The organism is Achromobacter pulmonis (genome assembly GCF_021733725.1).
Taxonomy (GTDB): Bacteria; Pseudomonadota; Gammaproteobacteria; order Burkholderiales; family Burkholderiaceae_B; genus Achromobacter; species Achromobacter pulmonis.
In genome coordinates, this window is record NZ_JAIFOT010000001.1 from 1752566 (window position 1) to 1769323 (window position 16758).

Genomic DNA, 16758 nt, shown 5'->3' on the forward strand with positions numbered 1-16758 from the left:
GGTGCCACCTCACTTTTTCACCGGAAATTTAAGTTTTAGAATATTACCTGCGCCTTTTTTATCTGCATTCAGTGCCTTAATGACATCGCTATTGATCTCTACCGTCGCGGTGGTCGAGGATGTTCTGGCGCCAGCCTGACCCGCAGGACGATAAGTAACCAATGTGCCATCTGCGGTCTTGGCCACCCAGCAACCAGGGCAGTCGTCCAATAACAACTTGTCGATCCTGGCCCCCTCAAATATCTGCTCCGCGAAATTCTCCGCAGTAGCGTTGGGGTTTGCACTGCCTGGCATACTTCTTGGCGAACCCGGGCCCTTTCTGGGCGTACCAGGCAGCTTTCCTGCTTTCAAATCAATAAGCGCTTGTGCGTTGACAGCGCTATTGGGAGCCTTGTTTTCGTGATCAGGCCCTTTGGGGTTCCGTGCAATGCGATCAAGTGCGGCCGTTTCTGCATCGGCCAGCGGATTTCCCGTCGCTTTGAGGCCGATCGTTGACGCTATCGACGCCTTGCCCTTCGCCACGATGCCGCGCAGTTGGCCAATCGAGAGCGTCCCATCCAGGCCGGCACTCAATGCCAAGCCGACCCCTATGCGATCCTCTATCGGCAGTGACCGTAAGTCATATTCACCGCCACGCTGGATGAGATCGATCGTCGCCAGCGTGCTATCAAACACCCCGACCAATGGGTACTTTTCCGCGCGTTGCGCGATCTCACGCTCGTCCTGCAAAGTCCGGATCAGCTTGGCCACGTCATCGGGGTGAGTCGAGTAACTGTCGACGTCTTGCGCCGCTTCAATCAACGCGAGGTTCGAGCGCGTCAGTACATTGCGCGGCGAGCGCTTCCCTGCTTGCCGCCAGGCCCCTGCGCGATCGTAGAGATCGGCCAGATCAGCGTCTTCCTTGATACCTCCGGCAAATACCAGCGCATGCCCGTACGAGGCGTCCGCGTTGCCATCGAAATAGACAAAACCCGGTCCCTGGGTCCCCGATGCGATTTCCGCCAGGAATGCACGGGCCTTCTGGTTCTCGTCATAGTGTTCAGCGGCCCAGGAATCGGTCTGCCGCAACGCCTGCGCGGTGAGTTCTTCCTCGGCCTGGGAAACGGATATCCCATTCTTTTCGGCGTAGCGCTTTGCGCTTTTTCGGATCAACGAACCTTCGTCAGGATGCAGTTGCCGGTTGTACATATCGGCCAACGACGCACCCGAGGCGCCGCTCATACCGCCGGTCGCGCCCCCCGCCGCGCTCGCCACGACGTTCAGAATGACCTTGGACACCTGATCGCGCGCATCCGCCGGCAAACCAGCAACCGCCTGATTGACCTGATCGCGCAAGAGGTCAGAGGCCGCGTCACCGGCCAGCGTGCCCGAGATGGCGCCGGCCACATCGCCACCGCCCAGCGCCGCGCCAATCGCGGCGATGGCCGCATGCAGCGCCATGCGCCCAGGCTTGCCCTCGCCCCAGAGTTGTTGATCGTCCGCCGTGAGCCTATCGGCAACATCCCCCGCAATCTGCATCCCCAACTGCCCAAACGCCTGCTGGAACTCCAGTTGCTCGCGGACCTTGTCCTTGTCGAAGATCTTCCCAATACTGCCGTTCGCCCCAGCCGTATCCCGGCTCAACCCGGCCGTGCTATCTCGGCCCGTTTCCTTGTCCGAGCGCACCTCGAGCATGCCGGCAGACACCGCCGCGCGGGTCGTGCCCGTTTCGCTGCCGCTGGTGCTGGCGAAGCTCAATCCCGATGGCCCGGCGCCCAGCGCGGCGCCTTTGTTCGGCTTGTCGAACGCACCCGACATGCCCAGGTTGATGCCGACCGTGGTCGACTTGTATTGCGCCGTGTTGTGGATATCGCGGAATCCCAGCGTCTCGGTGGACAGCCGGTTTGTCGCCGTATCGGCATCGCTGGCGACGACCGCGCCGTCCAATTGCGTGTGCTTGCCCACGTGGATGTCATAACCGCCCGCGCCCGCATACAGCCCCGTCTGCTCGACGACGCTGTCGTAGTTGGACTTGGTCTTGCCGACACTCGCACCCAGATAGGCATTGCCTGTCATCGAACCAAAGCTGAAGCTCCCCCCGGCGTTGACCTGCTTCTGCTTGGCGTCGTAGCGATCCGAATCCTGCTGGCTCGCCAGTGTCAGGTTGCGGCCGATATCGGCGCGGATGCGGTCGGCGCGCGCCTGGGTGCCCTCCAGCAAGGTGTCCCGGCCGGAAATCAGCGCGAGGTTGTCTCGCGCGCTGACCTGCGTCTCGCGATGGGTCGTGCCGTTGCCATGGGCCTTGCCACTGCCCACGAAGCCGCTGGCAAAGACGTTGATGCCGCCGCCGCTACCGCTATCGGACACGCCGATGCCGACACCGACCTTCCAGCCGCTGTTCTTGCTGGTGGAGACTTCGGTGGTGGTCTCGGCCTGACTTTGCAGAATCAAGTCATCGGTGGCCGCCAGCAAGATGTTCCTGCCGGCCAGATCGCTGCCGATGATGGACACGTTGCCCGTGCCTGCAGCGTCTTTTTCGCCCGCGGCCATGAGAGAAAGATTGCCCCCGGCCATAACGGATGAGGCGAAGGCGGTGTCCTGGGTGCGCCTGGTTTCACTAACGGATTTGCTGGCGCCCAGGCTGATCTGGATCTGGGCGCTGGCGGCTTCCTTCTGCGCCGCCGATGCGTTGTCGGCCTTTGCAGCCTCCATCATCCGATTGGCCTGCACGGCCTGATAGGCGGCCTGCCCGACCTTGACGGCGGCCAGGCGGCTATCCTTGGCCTCGCCGGCTTGCTGCAAGGTTCCCTGAATCTGTTGGGCCGCGCCCAGCATGCCGCCAGCCACGCCGATGGTCAGGCCGGACCGTTTGACCTCGTGATATTCGTGTTGCCGCGCGTCGCCAACGCCGGCGCGGACCGCGACGTTGCTGCCGGCAACGGAAATGTTGCCATCCTGGGCCAGCAGGTTGCTGGCCATGACATCGACATTGCGTCCCGCATCGATACCGAGGTTGCCGCCGGCGCTGCCCACCGTGCTGGCCGAATAGCCCCCGCTGGCGCCGCGCATCCAATCGGTGCGCTGTTGCGTGCTGTAGCCGATGCTGAATCCGCCACCGCCACCCAAGCCCGACTTCTTGACCTTTTCGTACTGGTAGTCCTTGTAGGTTTCGCCCTTGGCCAGGGCCTGCAAGTCCCTGCCGACGGCAATTCCGACGTCGCGGTCGCCCAGGACGTTCGAGCCAAGGACGGTCATGTCACGCCCGGTCAGCATCGCGACCGTGTCGCCGCCAAAGGTCGAGCTCACGCCTCGCGTCCAATCCGTCTCGCTCTTGCGATGGGTCTTCTTGCTGGACAGGAATCCTTTTTCCTTGAAGTAGGTCTCGTTGTACGTGTAGCCGGCCGAGTCTCCCGCCAGCACGTTGATATCGCGCTGCGCGTTCACGCCCAGGCCGCCCGCCGCCGAGACATCGGCGGCGCGGGCGTTGACATCGTTGCCGGCGATCAGCGTCAGGTCGCCGCCCGCGGCGATGCGCGTGCCAACATCGGTCGCGGCGCGCATCTCGGCGCGGTTGCGGCTGTCGTAGCGGAAAGATTCGGCGTAGCGGGTCTCGGCGCTGGTCAGGTTGATGTCGTGGCCAGCCTGGATGCGCGCAGCGCCCGTGGCGTCGATGACGGCAGCCTGGGCCGAGAGGTCACGCCCGGCCTGGATGTCGAGCGTGCCGGCGTCGATGCGCGACACGCCGTCGATGCGGGTGCTGGAGACGCCGCCGCTGGCGCTGGATCGGGTCGAAGCCGACAGCGTGATGTCGCGGCCCGCCTTGAGCGCGATGGCGCCGCCCTTGATCAGCCCCGCCAGGTCGTGGATGTCGTTGCGGGCGTTCAGGTCGATGCCGCCGGCCTGCAGGGTGCCGACGACGTTACGCAGGTCGCCGGCGTTAATGACCAGGGCGCGGCGCGCGCCCAGCGTGCCGCTGTTGGTCACGTCGCCGGCCACGTCGATGTGGGTATCGCGGCCGGCGATCAAGGTGCCGTCGCCGCGCAGGTCGCCCGGCTTGACGGCCAGGTAGACCTGGGGCGCAAGCACCTTCTGACGCGAGCCGTCGGGCAGCGTAACGGTGGTCTCGACCAGCCAGACGATGTCGCCGGTCAGCCGGCGCATCTGGTCTTCGGTAAGGGCGGTGCCCAGCGTCAGGTCGAATCGGCCGGCAAAGTCGGCGCCGGCCGCGAGCAGCGCCTTGTACTGCGATTCATTGTCGGCGTAGTCGCCGACAAAGCGGCTGCCGGTGGCCAGCATGATCTGCTCGGCCACCTGCCGCTGTTCGTAGAACCCATCGCCCAGGCGCTTGAGCGTCAGGCCCGGGTCCTGGTTGAGGCGACGCAGCAGCATGTCGCTGGAGACGGCACTGCGCGAACCGGTGAATTGGCGGTCGGTGACGACCAGGGCCGGCGCATCCGGCGAGGCGACCACTTGATACAGCCTGTTGGTTGGCAATACCGGCGGCAGGGTGACCACGCGTACCGTCTGATTGCCCGGAGCGCCCACGTCGATGATGCGTGCGACGGGCCGCCGGGACGGTGCCGCGCTGGCCGGCGGATTCGACAGAAGCGCGGCAGGCGGCGCAGCATGACCGCTGTCGGGCAATGCGGCGTGGTCCATCGTCGACCCGACTGCCACGTCCAGACGCGCGGGGTCGGTGACACTTTCGTAGTGCCCCCAGGAGTCGTTGCGATGACGCCGGCGGGTAACCGTGTACACGATCGAGCCGACCCGCTCGATATGCGTTTCGCCGGGCGCGCCCCGGTTGTCGATGCCCGGGCCATTCACGGTCAAGGCACCGCCCGCTACGATGCGGCTCTTGTCATTGATGACCGCACCGCTGAAGGCGGCATCGCCACCGGCCACGATGCTGGCGGGGTCCGACGACGTGACGCGAGTCTCGCTGACGTCCTCGCGCACGATGTAATAGAAGAAGTTGCGAACGAGGCGGTTATTGAAGTCGGCGTTGAAGGCGCGGATTCTGGCTTGCAGTTCGTCGTGGCGCGCCTTGTTGATCGCCAGCGCTTCTTCGCGCGCTGCGGTGGCTGCCTTTGTGCAATCATCGGTGTTGCACTGGCTTTGCTGTGGGACGGGAACGGGCATCGGTTCGTCCACGCCGAACACTTGCCAGACGCGATCGCCGGCCTGGTAGCGAGGGACAGGAACGCGTGCCGAGAGTACGCCCCCTGACCGTACCCACGCATAGGCTGGGGGAATAGGTGCGTCCACGCCCTCTTCGCCCTTGATTCGAGGCACGTAGTCGAACGGCGGACCGTAGCGCGACTCCGGATACTTGGCCGACGGCAGCAACAGGCTGCGGTCGGGGTCGTCGTTGAGGAACACCGGATCCTTGCCGCACGAGGTGGTGACCGAATCGCATAGCCACGTGGTGGCGCCGTCCAGCAGTTCGGTGCCGTTCTCCAGCCGGTAGTAGATCTTGCGGTCGGCATGGCTGACCTGGACCTGTTCGCTGGTGAAATGCGGATTGAGGTTTTCGATGCGATCGACGGCGATGCGGGCGTCACCGCCGGCCTCGAGGGTGGCGGATACGTTCGAGACCGTGTCCGCCTGGCCCGTCGCCAGACTTGCGGTATCCAACTCGCGCCCGATCCGCAGGTCTCCCGCCGCGTACAGCAGGGCATGCTCGCGGTTGGTCAGCGTGCCCACGCCCAGATCGATATCACCACGCGAGGCGATGACGGCGTCGGCGTCATTCAACAGCACCGGCGCCTGGATGGCAATGCGGTCGCCGTAGAGGCGCCCGCTGTTGCGCAGGCTGCCCGCACGGATGTGGCTGTACCCTCCGTCGATCAGGCCGGCATTGGCCAGATCGCCGCTGATAGCGAGGTCGATGCCGCGCAGGCCAATGAGTTCCCCCGTCGCGCCATTGGTCAGTGCGTCGGCGGTGATCCGCAAGTCATGCCCCGCGTGCAGCTTGCCGTCGTTGTGCAGCGTGCCGGTGGCCAAGGCCAGCGACCCGGCCGTGGCCAGCTCGCCCTCGGCATTGCGCAGATCACCGACCTGAAGCCGTGCATCGCCTTGGGATGAGAGTCTGCCGCCGTCGTTGTCGAGCGCGCCGGCGGTCAGGTCCAGTTCGCGGCCGGCGTCGATGCGGCCAGCCCGGTTGTCGAAGGCATCCGTCTCCAGCGCGATACGCGTCCCCGCCAACCCGAGGCGAACGGGGAGGGGATCGGTATCGGCCGCGCGGGTGTCCGTGGCGCCGGCAACACGGCTCACGATACCGTCGGCCAGCGTGTCGCGGTTGTCCACGTGGCTCGCGCGCAGGACCAGCGCATCGTCTCCCTGGATCCGTCCGGCACGGTTGTCGAGCATGCCTTGCGTCTGAAGAGTGAGAGCGTCGGCGGCAATCAGGCCGTTTGCGTTCGCCACCTCCTGCGCACGCAGCAATGCCACGCCCTCGGCGGCGAAGGTGCCACCCACGTTGTCGATCTTGCCGCCGGCATTCAGCGTAAGTTCACCAGCGCCAAGAATCTTGCCTCGCGCATTGTGCACGCCCGCGGCGCGGATGTCGGCCACGCCCCCGTAGACGCTGCCGCCCTGATTGCGCAGGTCGCCTCGGATATCCAACGACAACCTCTCGGCCGCGACGTGACCGCGTTCGTTGAACATGTCTGCCGCGCCCAGCGTAGCGCGGCCCTGAGCGAGCAAGGTGCCGTCCGTGTTGTCGAGGCGATCCGCGATGGCAATGTCCAAGGCGCCAGCGCTGGCGAGCTTGCCTGCGGTGTTGACCAGACTGCCGGCATCGATGCCGACCACGCCGCCGTATACGCGACCGCCCTGGTTCCGCATCGCGCCCACGCTGGCGACCGCCAGCGGGCCTTGCGCCTGCAGGACGCCATCGCGGTTATCGATATCGGCCGCCTGTAGCGCGATGTCGCCGCCAAGCAGCTTGCCGCCCTGGTTGTGGAACGTGCCACCGCTATCGATACGTACGGTGTCGCTGGCCTGGATCACGCCGTCCTGGTTATCGATTCGGCGGGTGGCGCTGATCGCCACGGCACGGCCGGACACCACGCCACCAGCCGCGTTGACGATGACGTTTCCGCCAAGCGCTACCGTATCCACGCCGGCGATCGTGCCCCCGCCGTTATCGATGGCGCCGACCACGTGGCCATTGAGTACGCCACCGCTGGTGAGCTTGCCAAGCGTGTTGTCCAGGCTGCCGGCATGCAGCGAGACCGATGCGCCATATAGCGCACCGCCTCGGTTGACGAGCGCGCCCGTGGCGTCCAAGGCCAATACGCCGCTGGCCGCCAACTGGCCGTCCGACAGATCGAGGGTGTCACCACGCAACAGGGCATCGCCGCCGGCCAGCAGAGTGCCCGCATTGCCGATGCGCGCGGCCTGCACGTCCAGCGTGGCCGGCCGCACCGAGCCATCCGCTTGCAGGCCGACGGTCGCCGCACCCACGTTATCGAACCGGCCCGCCACGAAGCGGCTGCCTGCGCCCGAGGACATGGCCCCGTTGTTGGCGATCCTGCCTGCGGCATCCAACGCCAATGCGCCGGCCGCGGCGACCTCGCCTGCGTTGGCGACATCGCCCGCGCTACGTACCGCCAAGTCGGTAGCGGCCTGTATATGCCCCGACGGCTGGATACGGACATCACCGTTGACGTCGACCGACAGGGCGCCCGTCAACGCCGCCAGATTGCCGCCGATGTTCACTCCCACGCCGGCCTCGGTGCCAACCAGGCGGATGCTGTTGGCGTACATGCCGCCCAGCGCGGCCGTATCCAGCGCCACGGCGGGTGCAGGGCCATCACCCGCCTGCGCGGATACGGCGCCCGTGCCGTAGTCAACGCGCGATGCGCCGGCCGTCACGTTCAGACGGTTCGCCCAGATGCCCGCGTTGATCTCCAGCGTGCGCGCGATCAGGTCCATCTGGCTCAGGTTCATGCCGTTCAGGCCTTCCCCTTCGACCGCGAGCCGGCCCCCCGCCACATCAAATCCGATGCCCCCATCTGGCCCGACGCGCGGCGTGCCGGTGGTCAGGGTGGCGCGGTCCGCGTTCAGAAACCCGCAGCCATTGCACGTAATGCCCGCCGGGTTGGCGACGATGACGTTCGCCCGATTTCCAGCCACTTCCAGCGTGCCGAGCAGTTGCGACGGATTCGGCGCGGTCACCTGGTTGAGGATGGTGCCCGCATGCCGATTGCCCAACATCGGGTTGCCCGCCACGTGCCCGGCCAGTTGCGTCTGGCTGGCGCCGCCGCTGTTGTTGAGCACCACCCCAGACGGGCCGACGTTGAATTGCGTGTAGCGGTTATTCGACACGCCGCCGGCCGAAGGCGGCGCGATGTTGATGACGGGCACGCCATTGCTGACACCCACGAAGGGCTTAGCGCCCGGCACGCTCCTGTCCACCGCGATCGGCAGCGTCTGCGCCAGCACCGGCGACCAGACCTGCGTGAAAACCACGGACCACACGATCAGGGAACGGAGCTTGGACATCATGCGTACTCGGTTGAAGAAGGCCTGGAGGGAGGACAGCGCAAGCGTCTTGATGGCCGCGGGGACATCCTGTTGCCCGCGGCAAATCAGCGGCGACATCTGGGATCGGCAATTGCGCGTTTCGCAAAGCGCCATGCAGGACTTCGTTTTTAGTCGCGCTCCGTTCGTACAAGACGTAGGAACGATCCGAGATTCGGCGAGACACGCACGAAAATCGGATGAATGGCGTGTTGTGTGGGCGATCCGCGCAGCGGCAGCCATCGCGCTGGATCGAGGCCATCCAACGCCACGGAATGGGCGTGCGGCGGACGCGTTCGTCTCGGCTACCGGGCAGGCATCATTGCGGAATGACGCCGCCAATACGGACGATCATGAGGGGGACGAATTCTCCGGTGGAGATCGTGGGGACGAGCCCGAAGGGGTATCGGCGGGCGTTCCGACAGGCGGGGTGAGGGTGGCTGGGGCTGCCTGATGCTTGGGGGATGGGGGGCCTGACGCTTGGTGGCCTGGAACTGGCCTGACGCGTTGCGCGGCAGGCCGTTGGTCTTTTTCGGGTTACTGGATCGAGCGCGGCGCGGTGTGCGTGGCGGCGTCGAAGGCGGCGTCATCGGCGTAGGCGCGGGCCGATTCCAGCATGGCGTCGGTCAGGGTGCCGAGGTGTTCGCACAGGCCTTCCACGCCGCCCATCAACGCGGCCACCGTCCATGCGTCCAGCGGCTGGCTGCCGGTGGCGGCGGGTTCCAAGGCGCTGTTGCCGACCAGGCGGGCGATGGTCTGGATCGCGTAGCGGGCGCGTTCGATGTTGTAGAGGTGGGAGAGGGGGACCGGGCCGTGTTCGGGGTCGGTGTCGACCAGCCAGGGGTTTTGGGTGAGGGGGTGGGATTGCATGACAGGCTCCAAAGACTGATGAAGCCCGCTCCCCACTTCCAAATGGGGTGGGCGGGCGCAAGGCAAGGTTGGAAGACCGGCGTCTTTGGAAACCGGCGTGCGCGAACGCACCCTCGCCAGGGCCCGCCCATAGGGACGTGCAAAGGCATACGGACGTGAAAAAGCCGCCAAGCGGCGGCGGTCCGCCAAAGACATTGCCGGCTTCCAAACCGGGGCTACCGTTGGTGTGGTAGTCGAGAAAGTATAGACCGTAAAAGAGGCTGTACGGGTGAGGAATGATAGTTTGGAATACGGGCGGTCTACCACGCAGAAACGCCACTATCTGACTAACAGCAGCGATTGATATGTGACGTCAACAAGCTTCTCTGTAGCGATGGTCAACCAGGCAGGTAGGTCGATCCCTGGCCTCTCCTGCATCACCAATCGACTAGGCCGAATTCCTTACTTATCCCACTTGCGACAGTCATCCCAAGTAAGATCGACCACTGTTGGTTATACGTCCAGACCTACCCGATCGTAATCCAGCCTGGCACTTCAATAGCTTTCTCAATGCAAGGCCGAACGAGCGGCACCGCCTTATCAAACGCCATTCATGGAGAACCGACATTCACACTTGCTGAACGAGAATTTCCACAAATAATATCGGCATAGTAATTAGATTGGCGCGATTAAAAACTAGATGCCACTTACCTCATGTGCATCGCTCCTCGCCGTATCATTTTCTTCAGCGAGAAACTGCTCGGAATTCTCTGAAAAGTATCGTTCCATCGCATTTGCTCGCGACCACATAAATATAGTGGGCACGATCCAAATTCCCAATGCCGATAGCCAAAAGGTCACGCTATCCCAATGAGAAATTGGAGCGACAGCTCGATCTATCCTCATACCACCGAGCACTAGCGCAAGCATGCTAATTTCAACGGCCACAATGAAGACCGCATTCGAATGCTCGCGAAGATGGGAATATGTATCACGCACATCTCTCGCTCCAGCTTTACGCCTTGCTGCAAAAAGCTTCTTATAGAATTCGTAGTTATCCTTCGAGCCACTGAAGATTTTAAAAAGCACAAAATACTGCGCAAGACCAATCCAAACAACAGGCGCCCCGATTACAAGAAGCCTAATATCGGATATCTGCGGTTCAACCCCAAAGTATAGAGGAATGAATTGAGAGAAAGACCAGATTGCGCAGGAAAATATAAAAACCAGTAGATAATCACGCTTTCTGTAATCAACGCCCCCCGGCTCAGGCACTATTGCATTCGACCTATCGACAACCGCATTGCTTGCATGATTAACACGCTCGCCCTTATCAAATCGCCAAAAGGCAATTAATAGAGCAGAAATTAAAAACGTGACCACATAAGAAAATAATGCACATGAAAACTGAACTTTCGCCAACTGTGGGAAAAACATTAAAATGCTTAGCACAAAAACCCAACCGAACCAAAAGAACCGCGACAGCCTGTCGGCCGCCCCCTTGCTATATCGCCCCGCATGCAAAACAGTAATCGGAGTGCTAGCCACATAACAATATGCTAGTCCCAGCAAAGCAACCGCCACGACAATTGATGTCACCCCGTACTTGGGCTCAGTGGAAGCTACCCGTGACGCCTCATTTGCTACAAATAGTGCCCCGGGTATCAGGCCACCGTATACCACAATGATTGCAATGCATATGGCGCCAACCACGAATCCCAGGAAATATCTAACGAGATAAGACTCCCACCACCTGTTATTAGAATTTGAGGTTTCTGATTTTTCTGGTGCAACCATTTTTTCCTGCCGGAATAAAAGAGTAAAAACAACTGAACAATGCACCTCGGCCGGCACATACGAACTTCGTTTCACCACAAAGTTTTCAGACTATGGGGCAGATTTTTATTATTAGCATTTTGCACCAAACAGCCGTTGCGATTTACTAAATGTAGACAGGTTGGCTTAGCGAAGAAACCGCCTGATCAAACGATATTTTCTCCGAAAATATTAGAACCTCATCTCCGACACGATTGGAGGCACTTTGCGAGAGTTTGTACATGACCTTTTTTCGGTCGGCGTAAAGATTCAAAATAAAGTCGTGATTATCATAGGACACCATCCATTTATTTTTTATTTTTTCAACATGCCTAGATAGCTTTTTGTGATCAGCTTCAGAGTAGAAATTCATATACAAATCAGACCCTTTTTGAAAATAAGGAGGATCCAGATATATAAATACCTCTTCCCGCATGGCATCCATTTTTTTTACGAAGGACAGCCCATCCAGATTTGACACATTTATTCTATCTTTGAATCGCGCGATTTTTCTTATCCTTGCTATTAAATCGCTTTTATTGAAGCGAGCATCTATTTTAAATTTTCCCTTCTGCTCATAACCACCAATAACCCCTCCCTTTAGCACCCCAGAAACATTAGTTCTATTGAGAAAAAATGTTGTTTTCGCGATTTCAAAGAAATCTAAATCTTGGCCTTGCTGCTTCTTAAAGTAATGCCAATTGTGCATTGAAACCTCTACTTGGCCTATCCAATCGCACAACTCATCTGATCTTTCGAGAACAGTCTTCCAGAACGCGTAAATCGCAGGATCCAAATCATTAATATATATTCGATCCACGTACTCCTCGAACAATAAGCGCAATGCAAGTCCGGCCCCCCCCGCATAAGGTTCCGCATATGCGACGCCGACAAGGTCGTTTTCATAAAAAAGATTGGAGACAAATGGAAAAATGGAATTTTTCCCACCTGGATATCGTAACGGGGAGCAATAGCGGCTCACGACTTGGCTGCCTTACCATGTGAATCAGTTAGTATTGCTCCAATTATAACGGACACTGCAATAGTTTGATCCAAACCTGCGGCGGCAGAATAATTGTGAGCGCCAGTATGCAATAGCTGCACCAGGCTTCCCTCATTCACGTTGTGATTAGAAAGCGTTGTCTTTGCATTAGTATCAAGCGTACTCTTTGCAGCTTGAAAATGTGAACTTACATAGGCTTTTAAATCTTTCCCCTTATCTTTTGCTGCTGTTTCGGTGAGCAAGCGAAGGGCCATGCGGATCAAGCAAGGGAACATCGCGGATAGATCTTTCTTATTTTCTCTGTAGTATCTATGTAGGTCAGCGATGTCGCGATACAGGTTGCTGACATCTCCGGCGTTTAAATACAGAGGACCTCCGAATATCTCATGCCCCTTTCCTCTTACGCGCCTGGTTTGCCGCAGCCCATCATTGCTAGGAGGAGTCGATTCTGTGACATTCTTAAGATCAACCTCTTTAGCCGATTTTTTTTTGCCGGAATCAATAACACGTCTATTATCAGGGTTCAACACACCCAGCACATCCCCTCTATTTTTGCGCGTCGAAATTGTCCTATTTTTAATTTTCTCGGAAATATCTTCGAGTATTTCTCTCGTTTCCTTCGGGTCGAACTTGCTCAGTAACTTCCCATCTTCCAAAAAAATTCCTAATTCTTCTAGCGTATCCGGACGGAAAATCTCCTCCTTCACGAAACGTTGATTCAAATGTGGGTTCTTACTAATTAAACCCGTATTCTCTTCCATCATTAAAAATGGCGTTTTTGGCTTTCCCATGAATTTATGCAGAAAAATATCACGCTCCAACGGCTGCCATGAACCTGTATCAGCGTGCTTTCTAAAAATATTTGCGAGAGCTATATCTCGCGAACATAAATTGCAAGGAATTTTTTCTGGAAAATCGGGAATAGCGGCAACGTCAATGCCATCGGCCTTAACATGACCATGCTTTATTTTTCCTAGAATTATTCTCCTATTTCCGTCATAAACGATCGGAGTCTGCCCATGCAAAACTACCGTTGGTAATTCACTGAAATCGTAGTACTCCCCCATTTCTTGCGCCAACTTCGGAAGAGTCCATTTTCCCCGTTGATCAGCAATTGCTCTATCAACAATAGTTTGGTCGCTTGCTCGCGCATCAATCACATCACGAGGGTTTTCTGTCCAGAGCCTTAAATCCTTAAGATGGAACGTTGTAACCTTTTGACTCATGAGCCCCTCCTTAGCGGATGTCAAAAAAGGCACTTATTCACCGTGCTTGTGATCGTACGAACCGGCGCTTAAGCACAAAAATATGGTTTGAGTAACTAGAATAGTACAAATTAAATAATTTTTATCATAATAGACAAAACATAAGGGTAAACCCTTACATCCCATCCTCGACACGCAAGAAATTGCTACGGCGGTTACTCGCCGAGCGAACTTAACAGGGGACGGACCCTACCCTGATTTGGCTTTCCATGCGAACGGGGCATTGTCTTTTTGACTCATCACGAGAACTGTTCCCAATCACTTAACGGTTTCTCCTATTGGAGCCTCCAACCTACCAATTGAAACAGATTCGTTCTAGAATCTATCAACGAACAGGCCACTTTTATCGCTATTCAAGCGGCGTCACCAATAAATAGTATTCAGACATTAGTTTCGTGCACATAAGTTCCCAGTCTTCGCAGGTGGGACGATCTGAACATGGACCTCACCGACAGATCTTCGCCCACAAAATGCGAACGTTGGTACCGCCTGTTATGGCGGCCAACACCGATTAATATTAGTCATCTACCTTCAACGCACAGACATGGCTCACTTTTCCACAGAATTCCCGATCGATTCAAAGAACACTGTCGAAGAAGTCATGCGCCTTGCGTGTGAGTGGATAGCAGGAAGTCCACACACCAAAACCCAAAGATCTGATCTGTCGGATCTACCAAAAGAGGGGGAACGCATCGTCACTATCGGGGATGAACAAGTAACTTTGGCGAGAGCTGGTGGAAGAGATTTTGAGATTGGCGGTCTGCACTATGTACGAATGGAAGAAGGACTTCAGTGGACAACTGCCATAGTTACGTTTAAGACACATGAGAAACAAAGCCTCAGCATTCAAACCGTCTGTGAAGCTTTGAGCACTGCTGCTAGGCTACCTCCGCCCAAAAAGCCGTACTTCATTCGGCAAGCACTTAATCAACTTGGTGGAGGTACAGATGGCGAAATTCCAGTTACGGACCGCCCATTTCGACTAGGAGAGGAAGAGGCAGAAGTTGCCGCAGATCTCATTCTCGGTACCGCAAATAATTCGCTTCCCATCGTTTATGTAAGCACCGGTTTCCGGGGTGGGCATCTAATTGACCCTGATGTGTTAGCGAAATCAGTTTCGGGTATGGCCCACGTGGTGGTAGAACCGTCCAGGACCTTTTCCATAAAAGTGAAAGGTTTAACCCGGGCAAGAAATGTGTTTGGCGGCACCGTTGGTGTGTACTGGCCGAATTCTCAGTCTAGAAAAGCATACTTTCTAGATGACGAAACCCCTGATCCGCGAGCGCTGCAATTCGAGGTTGCAAGGGACATCCGCATTGCCTTGTCTAACCGGCGCCTGGCAACTCCGTGTACGTGGTCTAACCTCAAGGAGGCGGTGGCTCGCAATCGGATTGATCAACTTAAGTCCGCAGGATCCACTGAACTTCACGCATATATTGAGGCCTTTGACGCAGACCTAGCAGCAAAAGAAGCACGCGCAAAAGAGGCCGAGGAGGAGGTATCTCGGCTTTCCTCTGAAAATCGTCGACTTTCTGTGGCGAACCAGTCCTCAGCAGACGGACTAATCCAACGCGGCAATGAACAAGACCTGTATCAACACGAGATCGCGGATATCATCATAGAAGCCCTCAGGGATGCGAGCCGCAGTGCTCGCGAGGGCAGTCGTCGTCAACATGTACTGCAAGACTTGATTACGGCCAACCTTGCATCTGGCGCGGGCCAAGCGCTAGGAAACGAGATCAAGACTCTACTCAAGACTTACCAAGAAATGGATGCAAAAACCCGGAACGCGCTGGGTCGCCTCGGCTTTGATCTCACTGACGATGGAAAGCACTACAAGGCCATTTTTCAAGGTGATGGCCGTTACACTTTTTCTTTCTCAAAAACTAGTAGCGACCATCGTACCGGCAAGAACTTAGCAAGTGATATAAACAACAAACTTTTTTAATATTGCGCGTGCATATTTAATAGTGCCCATGACTCGTGAATAAATATCATAAGCCCCGTTTCTGCGCGACGCTATCAATAAAAGTAAAATACGCAATGTAACGATGGTGTAAAATAAAGTGCTCTTTACTTCAACCTCTTTTCAACCTTTACGCGCTCGCGCGATCAATCCAACTGCGCCAGCATCGCCTCAATCTCCTCAGCCGTCACATTCAACGCTGGCATATTGACGTCACCCCCGTTTCGCAGCAGTTGAAAACTAGAATTCGGTCGGCTCAGGCAGGCTGACCTGCTGTGTTTTGGCGTATTCACTCGGGGTCAGCATGCCGAGGGAGCCATGGGGTCGGTGGTCATTGTAATCAGCACGCCATGCTTCAATGACCGTCTTCGCATGCTCAAGCGATAGGAATTCATGCGCGTTCAGGCACTCATCCCGTAGCCGGCCGTTAAACGACTCGCAAAGGCCGTTATCTGTGGGTTTGCCCGGCCGAGTGAAGTCCAGCAACACTTTGTTCTCCCAAGCCCATAAATCCAGTGCTTTGGACGTGAATTCTGTTCCATGGTCGACGGTGATACTGGCCGGCAAAGCAACCCTCTTGGCGACTCGATCGAGCGCCTGAACCACGCTGTCACCGGTTAGCCGAAAACCCACCTCCAACACGGGACTCTCACGGCTCCAGTTATCCACGACGGTCAGCACCCGAAACGCTCGCCCGTCAGCTAATTGATCATGCACGAAATCCATGCTCCAGCGCTGCCCAGCACCTGTTGCTTGCGGTGCGGGCCCCCGATGCAGACTCAACCGCTTATTGCGGCGGACGCGCATCCGAACCTGCAGCCCTTCCAGGCGGTACAGGCGATGGACTCGCTTGAGATTGACCTGCCAACCTTCTCGGCGCAAAAGGATATGAATCCGCTCATAACCAAATCTCGGTCTGCTCATCGCGATGTCTCGAATGCGCATCCGCAATGCCGACTGATCTCGCGCGCTGCTTTTGCGATACCAACTGCCGCTGGAAAATTGACCCAGCCGACACGCCCTCTGGACACCTACCTGATGCACGTCCAGGATCCATTGAACCACCTCCCGGCGGCGTGTCGGCGTCAGACCTTTTTTCGGATCACGTCCTGCAGAATATGCTTGTCCAAAGTCAGGTCGGCCACAACCCGCTTGAGCCTCGCGTTTTCCTCTTCAAGCTGGCGCAGCCGACGAATCTTGCTAGCCGCAAGATCGCCGTACTTCTTCCTCCAGTTGTAGAACGTCGCCTCTGATATCCCCAATCCGCGGCAAACATCCGATACAGGCGTACCGGCTTCTGCTTGGCGCAGTGCGTATGTCACTTGCGCCTCGGAGTAGCGTGACTTCTTCAT

7 protein-coding genes are annotated in these 16758 nt (G+C 57.9%); 1 reads left to right on the forward strand and 6 read right to left on the reverse strand.

Going from position 1 to position 16758, the window contains the following annotated elements:
- Positions 1-9: 9 nt before the first annotated feature.
- The 5 genes from K2W61_RS08100 to K2W61_RS08120 form a co-directional block, all read right to left on the reverse strand.
- Complete coding sequence (locus K2W61_RS08100; RefSeq protein ID WP_236755399.1) at positions 10-8589, reverse strand: two-partner secretion domain-containing protein; 8580 nt, start codon at positions 8587-8589, stop codon at positions 10-12.
- 456 nt (positions 8590-9045) lie between these two features.
- On the reverse strand, positions 9046-9378 hold the full coding sequence (locus K2W61_RS08105; protein ID WP_236755400.1) for a hypothetical protein: 333 nt from the start codon (positions 9376-9378) through the stop codon (positions 9046-9048).
- A gap of 675 nt (positions 9379-10053) precedes the next feature.
- Positions 10054-11229, reverse strand: coding sequence for a hypothetical protein (locus K2W61_RS08110; RefSeq protein ID WP_236755401.1), 1176 nt, complete (start codon positions 11227-11229; stop codon positions 10054-10056).
- Between the two features lie 70 nt (positions 11230-11299).
- On the reverse strand, positions 11300-12154 hold the full coding sequence (locus K2W61_RS08115; RefSeq protein WP_236755402.1) for a DNA adenine methylase: 855 nt from the start codon (positions 12152-12154) through the stop codon (positions 11300-11302).
- Positions 12151-13401, reverse strand: a complete 1251-nt coding sequence (locus K2W61_RS08120) for a hypothetical protein (protein WP_236755403.1) — start codon at positions 13399-13401, stop codon at positions 12151-12153. The genes K2W61_RS08115 and K2W61_RS08120 overlap by 4 nt, the downstream gene beginning before the upstream one ends.
- 583 nt (positions 13402-13984) lie before the next feature.
- Here K2W61_RS08120 and K2W61_RS08125 point away from each other — a divergent pair.
- Positions 13985-15388: a hypothetical protein gene (locus tag K2W61_RS08125; protein WP_236755404.1), complete on the forward strand. Its 1404-nt coding sequence runs from the start codon at positions 13985-13987 to the stop codon at positions 15386-15388.
- A 258-nt stretch (positions 15389-15646) separates the two neighbouring features.
- Here the strand turns inward: K2W61_RS08125 and K2W61_RS08130 are convergent.
- Positions 15647-16758, reverse strand: a protein-coding gene (locus tag K2W61_RS08130) for an IS3 family transposase (protein ID WP_419761594.1) whose coding sequence is annotated in 2 segments (ribosomal slippage) — positions 15647-16506 and positions 16506-16758 — 1113 coding nt in all. Because the reading frame shifts where the segments join, the coding sequence is not laid out codon by codon here.